Genomic DNA, 18,062 nt, shown 5'->3' with positions numbered 1-18,062 from the left:
TGGGTACTCGGACTCGGGTGGAGCCTTGGGGGACTCGCATGGAGCGTGGTGAGCGGGCACACCCGCTGACGCGGGGGCAGCTGGACATCTGGCTTTCGCAGGAAACCGGTTTCGCGGGTACCGAATGGCAGCTCGGACTTTTGGTCTGGATCGAGGGCGCCGTCGACCGGATTTTGCTGGAGCAGGCGATCCGCCAGGTCGTCGCGGAGGCCGAACCGGGTCGGGTGTCGTTCTTCGAAGCGGACGGCCACGTTTTGCAAAAGGCCGTCGAGTACCCGGATACCGAGCTGGGCTTTTACGATTTACGAGACGCGGACGATCCCGTGCGAAAAGCCCGGGAAATGGCGTCGTCAATTCAACGGACGCCAATGCCATTCTCGGGTCCGCTATTCAAATTCGTGCTTTTTCAGACGCAAGACGCCGAATTCTATTTATTCGCCTGCTGCCACCACATCGCGGTCGACGGCATGGGGATGGCCCTGGTCAGCCGCCGGGTCGCCACCATCTACTCCGCACTGGTAGCCGGTGAACCCGTCCCCGACGCCTACTTCGGTTCGCTGCAGGACCTGATCGATTGCGAGTCCGGCTACGAGGCCTCCGCCGACTACCAGGATGACCTGGCCTATTGGCAGGAACATCTGCCGTCCGAAAGCGGATTCCATTACCGCCTACCCCAGGCGACCGACGAGCGTGACCCCTATTTGACGTCCGCGTCCGTGCAGTTGGATCCGGCCGTGGTGGGACGCATGCAACAGCTGACGAAACAGTTGCGGGTACGTCGTTATTCGGCGATTACCGCCGCGTGCGCGCTGCTGGTTCGCGGCTGGTCGGGAAACGCGTCCGAGGTGGTGCTCGACTTTCCGGTCAGCCGCCGGGTAACTCCCGAATCAAAGACGTTGCCCGCAATGCTCGCCGGCGTCGTTCCCCTGGTGTTGTCCACTTCGCCGGAGTCGACCGTGGCCGATTTCGTCGCGCACGTCGACATCCGGATTCGCGAGTTGCTGCAGCACCAGCGCTTCCCGGTGCACACGCTCGAAGGTGAGGGTGCCGCCCGGGCCGACGCGAACCGCGTCGGCGTCAACTTCATTCCGTCGCGGCTGACGTTGAACCTGGCCGGCGCCCCGGCGCACGCCGGGTACACCAACCACGGCCCGGTGGGCCACTTCGGCTTCTTCTTCCTCGGTGCCGGCGATCAGCTGCACCTCAGCATTGCCGGGCCCGGGCAACCCTTCGCGAATTTCCCCGTTGCCGACCTGGCCGCCCGGTTGCAGGCCGTGTTGTTGGCGATGGTCGAGGACCCCTCGGCGCCGCTGTCGTCGATCGACGCACTGGAAGCCGCCGATACCTCCCGCCTGGACGAGATCGGTAACCGGGCGGTGCTGACCAAGCCCGTCAAGGCCAAGCTGTCGATTCCCGCGGTGTTCGCCGAACGCGTGGAGAGTGCACCCGACGCGGTGGCGGTGACCTTCGAGGGCCAATCCACCACCTACCGCGAGCTCGACGAAGCCGCCAACCGGTTGGCGAACCTGCTGGCAAGCGAGGGCGTCGGCCCCGGACATTGCGTGGCGTTGCAATTCGCCCGCTCGGCCGACGCGATCGTCGCAATCCTCGCGGTGTTGAAGGCCGGCGCGGCGTACCTGCCGATCGATCCGGCGCTGCCGACCGCGCGGACGGACTTCATGCTGGCCGACGCCACCCCGGTGGCCGCGATCACCACCGCCGACCTGGTGTCACGGTTAGACGGCAAGGATCTGGTCGTCATCGACATCGCCGATCCGCGGATTGCGGCCCAGCCGAGCACCGCCCCGCCGGCGCCGGACCCGGACAACATCGCCCACATCATCTATACGTCCGGCACCACCGGCACCCCGAAGGGCGTCGCCGTCACGCACCACAACGTCACGCAGCTGTTCGCCTGCTTCGACGCCGGGCTGCCGCGCACCGGTGTGTGGTCGCAGTGCCACTCCCTGTCTTTCGACTTCTCGGTGTGGGAAATCTGGGCGGCGCTGCTCGGCGGCCGGCGGCTGGTCGTCGTGCCGGAGACGGTGACTCGTTCGCCGGACGACTTCCACGCCCTGCTGGTTCGAGAGCACGTCAGCGTGCTCACCCAGACACCCTCGGCGGTCGGGATGCTCTCGCCCGAAGGCCTGGAGACGGCCGCGCTGGTGGTGGCCGGCGAGGCCTGCCCGCCCGAGGTGGTGGACCAATGGGCGCCCGGCCGGGTCATGGTGAACGGCTACGGCCCCACCGAAACCACCGTCTGCGTGGCGATCAGCGCCCCTCTGGTCGAGGGATCGAGCGCGGTGCCGATCGGCTCGCCGGTCCCCGGTGCGGCGCTGTTCGTCCTGGACCGATGGTTGAAGCCGGTACCGCCCGGTGTGGTCGGCGAGCTGTATGTCGCCGGCGCCGGAGTCGCGTGCGGATATGTGCGACGGGCCGGTCTGACGTCGTCGCGGTTCGTGGCATGCCCGTTCGGCCGCCCGGGGGAGCGGATGTATCGCACCGGCGACCTGGTTTCGTGGGGCGACGACGGACAGCTGCTCTACCTTGGCCGCGCGGACGAGCAGGTCAAGATTCGCGGCTACCGCATCGAGCTCGGCGAAGTGCAGGCGGCGTTGGCCGCGCTGGACGGTGTCAAGCAGGCCGCCGTCATCGCCCGCGAGGACCGTCCCGGCGACAAACGTCTGGTCGGCTACATCACCGGCACCGCGGACCCGGCCGCCGCGCGGTCCAAGCTCGCCGAGCGGCTGCCCGCGTACATGGTGCCCGCCGCCGTCGTCGTGCTAAAGGCGTTGCCACTCACGCCCAACGGCAAGCTCGACACCCGCGCCTTGCCGGCGCCGGAGTACCACAACGTCGGCGGCACCTACCGCCCGCCGACCACCGCGGTCGAAGAGGTGCTGGCCGGTATCTACGCCGAAATCCTGGGCCTCGAGCGGGTCGGCGTAGACGACTCGTTCTTCGACCTGGGCGGCGACAGCATTCTGTCGATGCAGGTGGTGGCCCGCGCCCGCGCGGCGGGCGTGTTGCTGCGTCCCCGCGACATCTTCGTCGAACAAAGCGTGGCCCGGCTGGCCCTGGTCGCCAGCGTCGCCACCGGCGAGATCGGCGCGGTCGACGAGGGCCTCGGCGAGGTGGTCGCGACCCCGATCATCCGCTGGCTGCAGAGCGTCGACGGGCCGATCGAGCAGTTCAACCAGTCGATGGTGGTGCAGGCCCCCGCCGGCGTGAGCGAAGCCGATGTCGCAGTGGTGCTGCAGGCGCTGGTGGATCGGCATGCCACGTTGCGCCTGCGCGTCGACGACGACGGCGTCGGCGGCTGGTCGCTGTGGGTACCCGAGGCCGGATCGGTGGACGCGGCCGCGCTGGTGCACTCCGTCGACGTGCTGACCGACGAGGCGCTCGTGGCAGCGCGGTCGCGGCTGAACCCCGCCACCGGCGCGATGCTCAGCGCGCTATGGGTCACTTCCACGTCGCAGCTGGCGCTGATCATCCACCACCTCGCCGTCGACGGCGTTTCGTGGCGAATCCTGTTGGAAGACCTCAATATTGCGTGGGCCCAGCACCACAGCGGCCAAGAGATCGAGTTGCCGGCCCCGGGCACGTCGTTCGCCAGATGGTCGGCCCTGCTCGACGAGCACGCCCGATCCGAAGCCGTCGTCGCCCAGGCGGACGCCTGGCGGCAGGTGGCGTCGGCGCCGGCCCCGCTGCCGGCGGTGCAACCCGCCTCGGACACGCACGCCACCGCCGGCCGTCTGGCGGTGGACCTGGACGTCGAGACCACCCGCCAGCTCCTGGGTGAGGTGCCCGCGGTGTTTCACGCTGGCGTGCAAGACATTCTGTTGATCGCGTTCGGATTGGCCTGGTCCGAATTCCTGGGCAAATCCGGCACACCGCTCGGGATCGATGTCGAGGGACACGGCCGCCACGAAGAGCTGAACGCCTACGTCGATCTGTCGCGCACCGTCGGCTGGTTCACCACCAAATACCCGGTGGCGCTGAGCGTCGGTGGACTGTCGTGGGCCCGTGTGGTTGCCGGCGACCCCGCTCTGGGCCCGGTGATCAAGGACGCCAAGGAGCAGCTGCGCTCCCTTCCGGACGGCTTGACCTACGGCCTGCTGCGGTACCTGAATCCCGATGTCGCCCTTGATGATTCCGACCCGGTCATCGGGTTCAACTACCTGGGCCGGATGGGCGCCTCCGCGGCCGAGCTGTCCGACGACCTGTGGCGGGTCAGCCAGGAAAGCCTGGAGCTGGCGGCCGCGGCCGCGGCGGTTCCGATGCCGCTGGCGCACACCGTGGAGCTCAACGCCGGCACCGTCGACAGCGACGCCGGCCCACACCTGCACGCCAACTGGACCTGGGCGCCGTCGGCGCTCGACGACACCCAGATCGCCCGGCTCAGCCAACTATGGTTCGACGCCCTGACCGGCATCTGCGCACACGTGCGCGCCGGCGGCGGGGGATTGACGCCGTCGGATGTCGCGCCGGCGCGGTTGAGCCAGCAGCAGATCGACGAGTTGGCGCGGCGGATGCCGATCGCCGACGTGCTGCCGTTGACCCCAGTGCAGCAGGGCCTGCTGTTCCACAGCGCCATCGCGGAGGGCTCCGGCGACGATCTGTACGCGGTGCAGCTGGGCATCACCGTAACCGGACCCCTCGACCAGAAGCGGCTGCGCGACGCGGTGCAGACAGTGATCGACCGCCACCCCAACCTCGCGGCGTCGTTCTCCCAAGAATTCGACGAGCCGATCCAGATCATCCCGGCCCAGCCGGTGATGGCGTGGCAGTACGCCGAAATCACCGGCGCCGACGGCGATGTCGAGGAACAGGTACAACGGCTGTGTGCGGCCGAGCGCGCCGCGGTCTGCGATATCGCCAACCAGCCGGCCTTCCGGGTGGCGTTGATCCAGACCGGGGACAACCGGCACCGTTTCGTGCTGACGATCCACCACATCGTGATCGACGGCTGGTCGCTGCCGATCCTGTTGCAGGAAATCTTCTCGCTCTACTACGGCCAGCGGTTGTCCGCGCCGCCGTCGTATCGAAGCTTCGTCACCTGGCTGGCCGCGCAGGATCGCGAGGCCGCCCAGGCGGCGTGGGCAGAAGTGCTCGCCGGATTCGACACCCCCACGCTGGTGAGCCCGCCCGGGCAGGCCTCCGTGACGGGCCCAGAACGGGGCGTCGAATCGTATCGGGTCGCCGCCGACACCACCCAGGCCCTTACCGAGCTGGCGCGGGCGCACCACACGACGGTCAGCAACGTGCTGCAGGCCGCGTGGGCGCAGGTGCTGATGTGGCTGACCGGCCACCAGGACATCGCATTCGGCACCGCGGTATCCGGCCGTCCCACCGAGCTGCCCGGCGCGGAATCGCTGGTCGGCCTGCTGATCAACACGATTCCGGTGCGTGCCACCGCCACCGCGACCACCACGATCGCCGACCTGGTGGGTCAGCTGCAGCGGGTCCACAACGACACCCTGGAGTACGAGCACCTGGCGCTGCGCGACATCCATCGCGTCACGGGTCACGACCAGCTGTTCGACACGCTGTTCCTCTACGAGAACTACCCGGTCGACACCGGCGCGCTGCTGGGCGTACACGAGCTGGCGATCACCGAATTCAGCAGTCGCGAATTCAACCACTACCCGCTGTCGGTGGTGGTGACGCCGGGCCACGAGCTGAGCCTGCGCGTCGAATTCGACACCCAGGTCTTCGATGTGGCCACCGTTGACACCCTGATCGAGCGGTTGCGTCGCGTGTTGGTCACCATGACCACCGACCCCACCCGGCGGGTGTCGTCGATCGATCTGCTTGACGCCGAAGAACATTCGCGGCTGGAAGAATGGGGCAACCGAGCGGTGCTCGATCAGCCCGTCGCCGCGGCGATGTCGATTCCGGAACGGTTCGCCACCCAGGTTGCTCGCGCACCGGAGGCCGTGGCCGTCAACTACGGCAACGAGTCCTGGACCTACCGGGAACTCGACGAGGCCGCAAACCGGTTGGCGCACTTGCTTTCCGATGTAGGAGCCGGCCCGGGACAGCGAGTCGCCGTGCTGCTCAACCGATCCGCCCAGGCGGTCGTCTCGTTGCTGGCGGTGTTGAAGACGGGCGCGGCGTATCTGCCGATGGATCCCGCACATCCGACCGCCCGCATGGAGTTCATGCTCTCCGACTCCGCGCCGATCGCCGCGCTGACCACCGCGGATCTGCGGCCACGGCTGGACGGCGTCGACGTGAAGGTCATCGACATCGACGACCCGGCGGTCAAGGCCGCACCCCACACCGCCTTGCCGACACCGGCGGCCGACAACATCGCCTACATCATCTACACCTCCGGAACCACCGGAAAACCCAAGGGCGTGGCCGTCACTCACCGCAACGTCATCCAGTTGCTGGAGTCGCTGGACGCCGAAATGGAGCTGGGGCAGGTGTGGACCCAATGCCACTCCCTGGCGTTCGACTACTCCGTCTGGGAGATCTGGGGCGCGCTGCTGCACGGCGGCCGGGTGGTCGTGGTGCCCGACGCGGTGGTCCGCTCACCCGAAGACCTGCACGCCTTGTTGGTCAGCGAGCAAGTCAGCGTCCTGAGTCAAACGCCGTCGGCGTTCTACGCACTGCAATCCGCCGACGCGCTGCAACCCGAACTGGGCCAGCAGCTGAAGCTGCAGACCGTGGTGTTCGGCGGCGAAGCCCTTGAGCCGCAACGTCTTCAGACATGGCTGCACAACCATCCGGGCCTGCCGCGGATGATCAATATGTACGGCATCACCGAGACCACCGTGCACGCCTCGTTCCGCGAGATCGTCGACTCCGACATCTACAGCAACAGCAGCCCCATCGGCGTGCCGCTGGCGCACCTGGCGTTCTTCGTCCTGGACGGCTGGCTGCGGCCCGTCGCGCCCGGGGTGATCGGCGAGTTGTATGTCGCGGGGGCCGGGGTGGCCAGCGGTTACGTCGGCCGGCCGGATCTGACGACGACCCGTTTTGTCGCGTGCCCGTTCGGCGCGCCGGGAGCACGGATGTACCGCACCGGAGACCTGGTCTCCTGGGGCACCGACGGGCAGCTGCGCTACATGGGGCGTGCGGACAAGCAGGTCAAGATCCGCGGCTACCGCATCGAACTCGGCGAAATCCAGGCGGCGCTGGCCGCCCTCGACGGGGTGGGCCAGGCGGCCGTGATCGCCCGCGAGGACCGTCCAGGCGACAAGCGGCTGGTCGGTTACGTCACCGGGACCGCCGACCCGAACGAGATTCGCGGCAAACTCGCCGAACGGCTCCCGACGTACATGGTGCCGGTCGCGGTGGTGGTGCTGGATTCACTTCCGTTGACCGTCAACGGAAAACTCGACACCCGGGCGCTGCCGGCGCCGGAATACCAGGATGTCGACAGCTACCGCCCACCGACCACCGCGGTCGAAGAGGTGCTGGCCGGTATCTACGCCCAGGTGCTCGGGGTCGAGCGGGTCGGCGTCGACGACTCCTTCTTCGACCTCGGCGGTGACAGCATTTTGTCGATGCAGGTGGTGGCCCGGGCCCGCGCGGCCGGTGTGGTCTGCCGCCCCCGGGACATCTTCGTCGAACAGACCGTGGCCCGGCTTGCCCGCGTCGCCACGCTGGCCGCCGACGGCGACGGCGCCGTCGACGAGGGCCTGGGCGAAGTGGTCGCGACGCCGATCACCCACTGGCTCAAGGAAACTCAGGGACCTGTCGACCAGTTCAACCAGACGATGGTGGTGCAGGCGCCGGCCGGAGCCACCGAGGCCGACGCGAAGGTCGTGCTGCAGGCGTTGGTGGACCGGCACGCGATGCTGCGGCTGCGGGTCGAGGACGACGGCGCCGGCGGTTGGTTGCTGTCGGTGCCCGACGTCGGTTCCGTCGACGCGGCCAGCCTGCTGTGGACGGCCGACGCGCTGTCCGACGACGTGCTGGTGGCGGCGCGGTCCCGGCTGAACCCGGGCGCCGGAGTCATGCTCAGCGCGTTGTGGGTCAACTCGACGTCGCAGCTGGTGCTGATCGTCCACCACCTGGCCGTCGACGGTGTGTCATGGCGAATCCTGTTGGAAGACCTCAACATCGGCTGGGCCCAGCATCACAGCGGGCAAGAGGTGGCGTTGCCGGTGCCCGGCACGTCGTTTGCCCGCTGGTCGGCGCTGCTCGACGAGCACGCCCGCCTGCCCGAGGTCGCCGCCCAGGCCGAGGCGTGGCGACAGGTCGCCGCGGTGCCCGCGGCGCTGCCGGCCGTGCGGCCCGCCGAAGACACCTTCGCCACCGCCGGTCAGCTGTCGGTCGGCCTCGACGTCGACACCACCCGTCAACTGCTTGGCGAGGTGCCGGCGGCGTTCCACGCCGGGGTGCAGGACATCCTGTTGATCGCGTTCGCCCTGGCCTTCGCGGAGTTCCTCGGCAGCGGCGGCGCACCGATCGGCATCGACGTCGAAGGGCACGGGCGGCACGAGGAATTGGCCGCCGACGTGGACCTGTCGCGCACGGTCGGGTGGTTCACCACCAAGTACCCGGTCGCGCTGACCGTCGGCGAGCTGGACTGGTCGCAGGTGACAGCCGGTGACGCTGCGCTGGGTGCGGTGATCAAGGAGGCCAAGGAGCAGCTGCGCGCGCTGCCCGACACGCTGACCTACGGCCTGTTGCGATACCTGAATCCCGATGTCGCCCTTAAGGATTCCGACCCGGTGATCGGGTTCAACTACCTGGGACGGCTGGGCGCAGGCATCGGCGACCTCAGCGACGACCTGTGGCGGATCGCCCAGGACGACCTGCCCGCCGTGGCGGCGGCGACGGCCGTCGCCATGCCGCTGGCACACACCCTGGAGCTCAACGCCGGCACGCTGGACCGCGAGGAGGGCCCGCAGCTGCAGGCCAACTGGACGTGGGCGGCGTCGGCGCTCGACCAAACCCAGGTCGACCGGTTGAGCCGGCTGTGGTTCGACGCTCTGACGGGCATCTGCGCGCACGTGCGCGCGGGTGGCGGCGGGTTGACGCCGTCCGACCTGGCGCCGGCGCGGATGACCCAGCAGCAGATCGACGAACTGCAGCAACGCGGCCCGGTCGCCGATGTGTTGCCGCTGACCCCGCTGCAGCAAGGCCTGTTCTTCCACGCCAGCACCGCCGAGGATCTCGGCGTCGGCGGTGACGACCTGTACGCGGTGCAGCTGGACGTCAGCATCACCGGCGCCGTCGACCCGCAGCGGTTGCGCACTGCGGTGCACACCGTGGTAACCCGGCACCCGCACCTGGTGGCCCGCTTCACCGGCGACTTCGACGAGCCGCTGCAGGTCCTGCCCGCCGAGCCCGAATTGGATTGGCAGTACCTCGAATTGGGCGACGGTGACAGTGACGTCGACGGCCGGATCGAGCAATTCTCGGCCGACGAACGTACCGCGGTGGGCGACCTGGTGAACCAGGCAGCCTTCCGCGCGGCCCTGCTTCGCACCGGTGAAGACCAGTACCGGTTTGTGCTCACCAACCACCACATCGTCTTGGACGGCTGGTCGAAACCGCTTCTGCTGCAGGAGATTTTCGCCAGCTACTACGGGGCCAAGCTGCCCGCGCCGGTGCCCTACCGTCGGTTCGTTTCCTGGCTGGCCGGCCAGGACCGCAGCGCCGCCCGGGCCGCGTGGCGCCAGGTGTTCGACGGCTTCGACACCCCGACCTTGGTTGGCCCGCCGCAACGGATGGGACTGGGACCGCGCGGCGTCGAAGAGTTCCAGGTCTCCGCCGAGACCACGCAGGCACTGAGCGAGCTCGCCCGCTCCTGCCGCACCACGGTCAGCACCGTGTTGCAGGCGGCGTGGGCGCAGCTGCTGATGCGGATGACGGGCCAGCCCGACGTCGCCTTCGGCACCGCCGTGTCCGGGCGGCCGACGGACCTTCCGGGAGCGGAATCGATTGTGGGCCTCATGATCAACACGGTGCCGGTGCGGGCTAACATCACCGCGGCCACCACCGTGGGCGACCTACTGGAGCAGCTGCAGGGGTCTTACACCGAGACCCTCGAGCACCAATATTTGGGGTTGAACGAAATTCACCGAATCACCGGGCACGATCAGTTGTTCGACACGATGTTCGTCTACGAGAACTACCCGATCGACACCGCGGCGCTGTCGGGCGTCCAGGACATGACGATCACCAAGTTCACGAACCGTGAATTCAACCATTACCCTCTGTCGGTCCAGGCTGTCCCCGGCCACGAGCTGGTGCTGCGCGTCGAATACGACACCGATGTGTTCGACAAGGCGAGCATCGAAACGTTGGTCGAGCGGTTGCGGCGGGTGCTGGTGGCCATGACCGACGATGCAGGGGACGAGTAATGGCCGACCCAAAACGGCGGCTCTTATCGATTGACCTACTCGACGGGGGAGAGGTCGCGCGGTTAGACGAGTGGGGCAACCGTGCCGTGCTGACCAAGCCGTGGGCCGGTGCGACGGTCGCGGAACTTTTTGCCGCACAGGTCGCCAACGCCCCCGACGCGGTGGCGCTGGTCTTCGGTGACCGGTCGTGGAGCTATCGCGAGGTCGACGAGACCGCGGACCGGTTGGCGCGGGTGCTCGCCGGTCACGGGGCGGGCCCGGGTCAGACTGTGGCGCTGCTGTTTTCGCGGTCCGCCGAAGCGATCGTGGCGATGATGGCCGTGCTCAAGGCCGGGGCCGCGTATCTGCCGATCGACCCGGCGCTGCCGGACGCCCGGGTGGAATTCATGCTCGGCGATGCCGCACCGGTCGCCGCGCTGACAACCGCCACCCTGCGGTCCCGGCTGGACGGCGCCGACCTGGTCGTCGTCGACTTCGACGACCCGGGTGCCGATCCCGGCGTCGAGCCCACCGCGCCGGCGCCGGAAGACCTGGCGTACATGATCTACACCTCAGGAACGACCGGGGTGCCCAAAGGTGTTGCGATCACCCATCGCAACGTGACCTCGTTACTTGAAAAGCTGCACTCGACGGTGCCGCCGGGGCCCGGCCAGGTGTGGTCGCAATGGCACTCCTACAGCTTCGACGTCTCGGTGTGGGAGATCTTCGGCGCCCTGCTGCACGGCGGCCGGTTGGTGATCGTCCCCGAGTCGGTGGCCAGCTCGCCGGAGGATCTGCACGCGCTGCTGATCTCCGAGAAGGTCAGCGTCTTGTGCCAAACCCCTTCTGCCGCAGCGATGTTGGCCTCAGATGGCCTGGAGTCCACGGTGCTGTTCGTCGCCGGGGAAGCGCTGCCGTCCGAGGTGGTGGACCGGTGGGCGCCGGGGCGCACGATCGTCAACGCCTACGGCCCGACCGAGGGCACCATCTACGCCGCGATGAGCGGCGCCTTGACCCCCGAGGCGGGCGCACCGATCGGGTCGCCGGTGCCGGGCGCCGCGCTGTTCGTGCTCGACAAATGGTTGCGGCCCGCCCCCGAAGGCGTCACCGGCGAGTTGTACATCGCCGGGCGCGGCGTGGCCTGCGGCTACGTGCGCCGCAGCCCACTGACCGCGTCGCGGTTCGTGGCGTGCCCGTTCGGTGCGCCCGGGGATCGGATGTATCGCACCGGGGACTTGGTGCGCTGGGGCTCCGACGGGCAGTTGCAGTATCTGGGCCGCGCCGATGAGCAGGTCAAGATTCGTGGTTACCGCATCGAGTTGGGTGAGGTTCAGGCGGCGTTGGCCGCGCTGGAGGGTGTGCAGGCCGCGGCGGTGATCGCCCGCGAGGATCGTCCCGGCGACAAGCGGCTGGTCGGTTACGTCACCGTCACCGGCGACGTCGACCCCTCCCAGATGCGCAGCGCACTGGCCGAGCGGTTGCCGGCCTACATGGTTCCCTCGGCGGTCGTCGTGCTCGACACGCTGCCGCTGACCGTCAACGGCAAACTCGACAAACGCGCCCTGCCCGCACCCGAATACCGCAGCACCGGCAGCGGCTACCGGGCGCCGTCGGATGCGGTCGAAGAAATCCTGGCCGGGATCTACGCCCAGGTGCTCGGCGTCGAGCGAGTCGGCATCGACGACTCCTTCTTCGACCTGGGCGGCGACAGCATCCTGTCGATGCAGGTGGCCGCCCGCGCCCGCGCGGCCGGCGTAATGTGCCGTCCGCGAGACATTTTCGTCGAGCAGACGGTGGCCCGGCTGGCCCGGGTGGCGCAGCTGACCGACGGTGCCGACGGCGTGGTCGACGAGGGCATCGGTCCGGTCGTCGCCACCCCGATCATGCGCTGGTTGCAGGGCGTCGTCGGACCCGTCGAGCAGTTCAACCAGACGATGGTCGTGCAGGCGCCCAGCGGCGTCACCGAGGCCGACGTGGCCGCGGTGCTGCAAGCACTGGTCGACCGGCACGCCACCCTGCGGCTGCGGGTCGAGGACGACGACGCCGGCGAATGGTCGCTGCAGGTACCCGAAGTCGGCACCGTGGACGCGAGCGAGCTTTTGCAGTCGGTCGACGAGCTGACCGACGAGGCGCTGGTCGAGGCCCGGACCCGCCTGAACCCCGCCGCGGGAATCATGTTGAGCGCCTTGTGGATCAACTCCACCTCGCAGCTGGTGCTGATCATCCACCACCTGGCCGTCGACGGCGTGTCATGGCGAATCCTGTTGGAAGACCTCAACATTGGCTGGGCGCAGCACCACAGCGGCCAGCCGGTCGAGTTGCCGCCCGGCGGCACGTCGTTCGCGCGGTGGTCGTCGCTGCTCGAAGAACACGCGCAGCGCCCGGCGGTGATCGAGCAGGCCGAGGCGTGGCGTCGAGTGACAGCGGTGCCGACCGCGCTGCCGGCGGTACGGCCCGAGGTGGACACCTACGTCACCGCCGAGCAGCTCTCGGCGGAGCTCGACGTCGAAACCACCAAGCTGCTGCTGGGTGAGGTGCCGGCGGCGTTTCACGCTGGCGTGCAAGACATTCTGCTGATCGCGTTCGCGTTGGCCTGGGCGGAGTTCCTGGGCACGGGCGGTGCACCGCTGGGCATCGGTGTCGAGGGTCACGGCCGTCACGAGGAGCTGGCGCGGGGCGTCGACCTGTCCCGCACGGTCGGCTGGTTCACCACCAAATACCCGGTGTCGCTGTCCGTCGGCGGCCTGGGTTGGTCGCAGGTGGCCGCCGGTGAGGCGGCGCTGGGGCCGGTGATCAAGGACGCCAAGGAGCAGCTGCGTTCGCTGCCCGACCCGCTGACCTACGGGCTGCTGCGCTACCTCAACGACGACGTCGACCTGCACGGCACCGACCCGGTGATCGGGTTCAACTACCTGGGCCGGCTCGGCGCGGGCACCGCCGCCGAACTCTCCGGCGATCTGTGGCGGATCTCCGAAGAGGGCCTGGCGGTCGCCGGCGCGGCCACCGCGGTCCCGCTGCCGCTGATGCACACCGTCGACCTCAACGCCGGCACCATGGACACCGAGGCCGGTCCGCATCTGCACGCCAGCTGGACCTGGGCGCCGTCGGCGCTGGACCGCGACCAGATCAGCCGGCTCAGTCGGCTGTGGTTCGAGGCCCTCACCGGTATCTGCACGCACGTGCGCAACGGCGGCGGCGGCTTGACGCCGTCGGACCTGTTGCCCGCCCGGCTGACCCAGCAGCAGCTCGACCAGCTCGACCAGCAGTACCACCTGGCCGACATCTTGCCGCTGACCCCCGTGCAGCAGGGACTGCTGTTTCACGCCAGCGTCGCCCAGGGCGGCACCGACAACGGCGACGACGTCTACGCGGTGCAACTCGGGATCACCGTCGCCGGCGCACTGGACCCGCACCGGCTGCGCGACGCGGTGCAGGCGGTAGTCAACCGGCATCCCAACCTGGCGGCCCGGTTCTGCGCCCAGTTCGACGAACCCGTGCAGGTCATTCCCGCCGAACCCGTAATGGCTTGGCGCTATGTGCAACTCGATGGCGATGAGCGCGACCACGACAAACAGATCGAGCGGCTCTGCGCCGAAGAACGCGACGCGGTCAGCGACCTGGCCGCGCGGCCGGCCTTCCGCGCGGCCCTGATTCGCTTCGGCGAGAACCGGCACCGGTTCGTGATGACCAACCACCACATCGTGATGGACGGATGGTCGCTGCCGATCCTGTTACGCGAGATCTTCGCCAGCTACTACGGGGAGCGGCTGCCCGCGCCCGCCCCGTACCGCAGCATCCTGTCCTGGCTTGCCGCCCAGGACCGCGGCGCCGCCCAGGCCGCATGGCGCGAGATGTTCGAGGGCTTCGACGACCCGACCCTGGTGGGTCCCGCTACCCGGATGGGCCTCGGCCGCCGCCGCGTCGACTCCTACCGCGTGCCGGTGGAGACCACCCGCGAGCTGAGCACGCTGGCCCGCGCCTGCCACACCACCGTCAACACCGTTCTGCAGGCCGCGTGGGCGCAGCTGCTGATGTGGCTGACCGGGCAGCGCGACATCGCCTTCGGCACCGCCGTTTCCGGACGTCCCGCCGAAGTGGTGGGCTCGGAATCGATTGTGGGACTGCTGATCAACACCGTACCGGTGCGGGCCAACACCACCGTGGGCACGACCGTGCGCGACCTGCTCGAGCAGCTGCAGAACGAGCACAACAACCGGCTCGAACACGAGCATCTAGGGCTGAGCGACATCCACCGCGCCACTGGGCACGACCAGCTGTTCGACACCCTGTTCCTGTACGAGAACTACCCGATCGACACCAACGTGCCGATGGGCGTGCACGAGCTGGCCATCACCGACGTCACCAACCGCGAGTACAACCACTACCCGCTGTCCGTCATGGCGCTGCCGGGCCACGAACTGGGTGTGCGCGTCGAATACGACACCGACGTGTTCGACCCGGCCAGCATCGAGACGCTGGTCGGGCGTTTTCAGCGGGTGCTGGTCGCCATGACCGCCGACCCCGACCAGCGGCTGTCGTCGATGGATGTGCTCGACGCCGGCGAACACGCCCGCCTGGACGAATGGGGCAACCGCGCGGTGCTGACCCAGCCCGCGACCGGCACCACGATTCCGGCGATGTTCGCCGCGCAGGTCGCCCGCACCCCGGACGGCGTCGCCCTGGTAGACGGCGACCGGTCCTGGACCTACCGCGAGCTCGACGACGCCGCCGAACGGTTGGCCCGGGTCCTGGTCGGCCACGGCGCCGGCCCGGGCGAGTGCGTGGCACTGCTGTTCAACCGCTCGGCCGAGGCCATCGTCGCCATGGTCGCCGTGCTGAAGTCCGGGGCGGCGTATCTGCCGATCGACCCGGCAATGCCCGACGCGCGACTTGAGTTCATGCTCGACGACGCCACCCCGGTCGCCGCGATGACCAACGCGACGATGCGGTCCCGGTTCGACGGCGCCACCCTGGCCGTCATCGACGTCGACGACCCCGAGCTGCCCAACCCGGCGGACGTCACCCTGCCGGTGGCGGCACCGGAGGACCTGGCGTACATGATCTACACCTCGGGCACCACCGGGGTGCCCAAAGGTGTTGCGATCACCCATCACAACGCGACGTCGCTATTGGAGTCGCCCGACCCCAACGCGCCCACCGGCCCGGAACAGGTGTGGTCGCAATGGCATTCGTACAGCTTCGATGTGTCGGTGTGGGAAATCTTCAGCGCCCTGCTGCACGGCTCCCGCCTGGTCGTGGTGCCCGAGTCGGCGGCGGCGTCCGCACCCGAGCTGCGTGACCTGCTGGTCGCCGAGCAGGTGACGGTGGTGGGCCAAACCCCTTCGGCGCTGGCGATGATGCCGCCCGAGGGCCTGGAATCGGTGACCCTGGTGATGGCGGGCGAGGCCTCGCCGAACGAAATCGTGGACAAGTGGGCGCCGGGGCGGGTGATGATCAACGCCTACGGCCCGACCGAGGCCACCATCTATGCCGCGATCAGCGCACCGATGAAGGCCGGCGGCGGCGCACCGATCGGCGTGCCGGTGCCCGGAGCGGCGCTGTTCGTGCTCGACAAATGGTTGCGGCCGGCGCCGGAAGGCGTGGTCGGCGAGTTGTACATCGCCGGACGGGGAGTCGCGGTCGGCTATATGCGTCGGCCCGGGCTGAGCGCGTCGCGGTTCGTGGCGTGTCCGTTCGGTGCGCCCGGGGATCGGATGTATCGCACCGGGGACTTGGTGCGCTGGGGTTCGGACGGGCAGTTGCAGTATCTGGGCCGCGCCGATGAGCAGGTCAAGATTCGTGGTTACCGCATCGAGTTGGGTGAGGTTCAGGCGGCGTTGGCCGCGCTGGAGGGTGTGCAGGCCGCGGCGGTGGTCGCCCGCGAGGATCGTCCCGGCGACAAGCGGCTGGTCGGTTACGTCACCGTCACCGGCGACGTCGACACGGCGCAGCTGCGCAGCGCGCTGGGCGAGGGCCTGCCGCCCTACATGGTCCCGGCGGCGATCGTCGTGCTCGACACGCTGCCCCGCACGGTCAACGGCAAACTCGACAAACGCGCCCTGCCCGCACCCGAATACCAGAACGCGGTCCGCTACTCCCCGCCGGAAACCCCCACCGAGGAGATCGTGGCCGGCATCTACGGCCAGGTTTTGGGGCTGGAGCGAGTCGGGGTGGAGAACTCCTTCTTCGACCTGGGCGGTGACTCGCTGTCGGCGATGCGGGTGGTCGCGGCGATCAACACCGCGTTCGATTCCAACCTGTCGGTCCGCACGCTGTTCGAGGCGCCGTCGGTGCGCAGCGTCAGCCATCGGCTGGACCACGACACCGACGCGGACGATGCCGATTCGCACGGGCCCAGCTACGCCTTCGTGCACGGCCGTGACACGACCGGACTCCGCGCCAGTGACCTCACCCTGGACAAGTTCATCGACGAGACCACGCTGATCACCGCCCCGACCTTGCCGGGGCCGAGCGCCGAGGCCCGCACGGTGCTGCTGACCGGGGCGACCGGTTTCTTGGGCCGTTACCTGGCCCTGGAGTGGCTCAAGCAGCTCAAGCGTGTCGAGGGCAAACTGATCTGCCTGGTGCGCGCCGGCTCCGACGAAGAGGCCTGGCGGCGTTTGGAGAAGACCTTCGACTCCGGTGACCCGCGGCTGGTGGAGCATTTCCACCAGTTGGCCGCCGATCACCTCGAGGTCGTCGCCGGCGACAAGGGCGAGGCTCACCTGGGCCTCGACGAGCAGACCTGGCAGCGGCTGGCCGAGTCCGTCGATCTGATCGTCGACTCTGCCGCGGTGGTCAACGGTGTGCTGCCGTACCGAGAACTGTTCGGCCCCAACGTCGTTGGTACCGCCGAGCTGATCAAGTTCGCGCTGACCACCCGGATCAAGCCGTACGCCTACGTGTCGACGTCGGACCTCGGTCGCCAGATCGAGCCGTCGTTGTTCACCGAGGACGCCGACATCCGGGTCATCAGCCCCACCCGGGTCCTCGACGGCAGCTACGCCAACGGCTACGGCAACAGCAAGTGGGCCGGCGAGGTGCTGCTGCGGGAGGCCAACGAGCAGTTCGGGCTTCCGGTTTCGGTGTTCCGCAGCGACATGATCCTGTCCGACACCAGCTATGCCGGCCAGTTCAACGTGACCGACGTGGTCACCCGGATGATCCTGAGCCTGGTGGCCACCGGCGTCGCGCCCGGCTCGTTCTATCAGCGTGACGCCAACGGAAACCGGCAACGCGCCCACTTTGACGGGCTGCCGGTCGAATTTGTCGCCGAGGCGATCGCCACGCTGGGTGCTCAAGTGGTCGACGGCTTCGAGACCTACCACGTGATGAACCCGCACGACGACGGGATCGGAATCGACACGTACGTCGACTGGTTGATCGAGGCCGGGTATCCGATCGAGCGGATCGACGACTTCGGGGAATGGGTGCGGCAGTTCGAGGCCAAGCTTCGGGCTCTGCCGGATCGGCAGCGTCAGCACTCGGTGCTGCAGATGCTGCAGCTGCTGTTGCACAACCCGGACCAGATCCAGCCGCTGGAACCGACACGCGGGTCGTTCGCGCCGACCGACCGCTTCCGGGCCGCGGTGCAGGAAGCCAAGATTGGGCCGGACAACGACATCCCGCACATCACGGCACCGGTCATCATCAAGTACGTGACCGATCTGCAGCTGGTGGGACTGCTCTAGCCCCAGCACCCATGACGCGCCGCCATGTGCACCCGGACATCGGCGGCGGGCTGACTACGATTGG

The 18,062-nt window shown here is 68.6% G+C and carries 2 protein-coding genes; both read left to right on the top strand.

Annotated features, from left to right (window positions below; translation table 11 throughout):
• Nucleotides 1-38: 38 nt before the first annotated feature.
• The gene (locus tag AWC25_RS20450; RefSeq protein ID WP_085167362.1) at nt 39-10,328 is read left to right on the top strand and encodes a non-ribosomal peptide synthetase; all 10,290 of its coding nucleotides are present in this window, start codon (nt 39-41) and stop codon (nt 10,326-10,328) included.
• Complete coding sequence (locus AWC25_RS20445; protein WP_085167360.1) at nt 10,328-17,998, top strand: non-ribosomal peptide synthetase; 7,671 nt, start codon at nt 10,328-10,330, stop codon at nt 17,996-17,998. Before AWC25_RS20450 ends, AWC25_RS20445 begins: the two co-directional genes overlap by 1 nt.
• Nucleotides 17,999-18,062: the final 64 nt, after the last annotated feature.

It is taken from the genome of Mycobacterium sherrisii (assembly GCF_002102355.1).
In the GTDB taxonomy this organism is placed as follows: domain Bacteria; phylum Actinomycetota; class Actinomycetes; order Mycobacteriales; family Mycobacteriaceae; genus Mycobacterium; species Mycobacterium sherrisii.
Note: the sequence above shows the minus strand (reverse complement) of the source record. Positions and strands in the feature narration are given on the sequence as shown.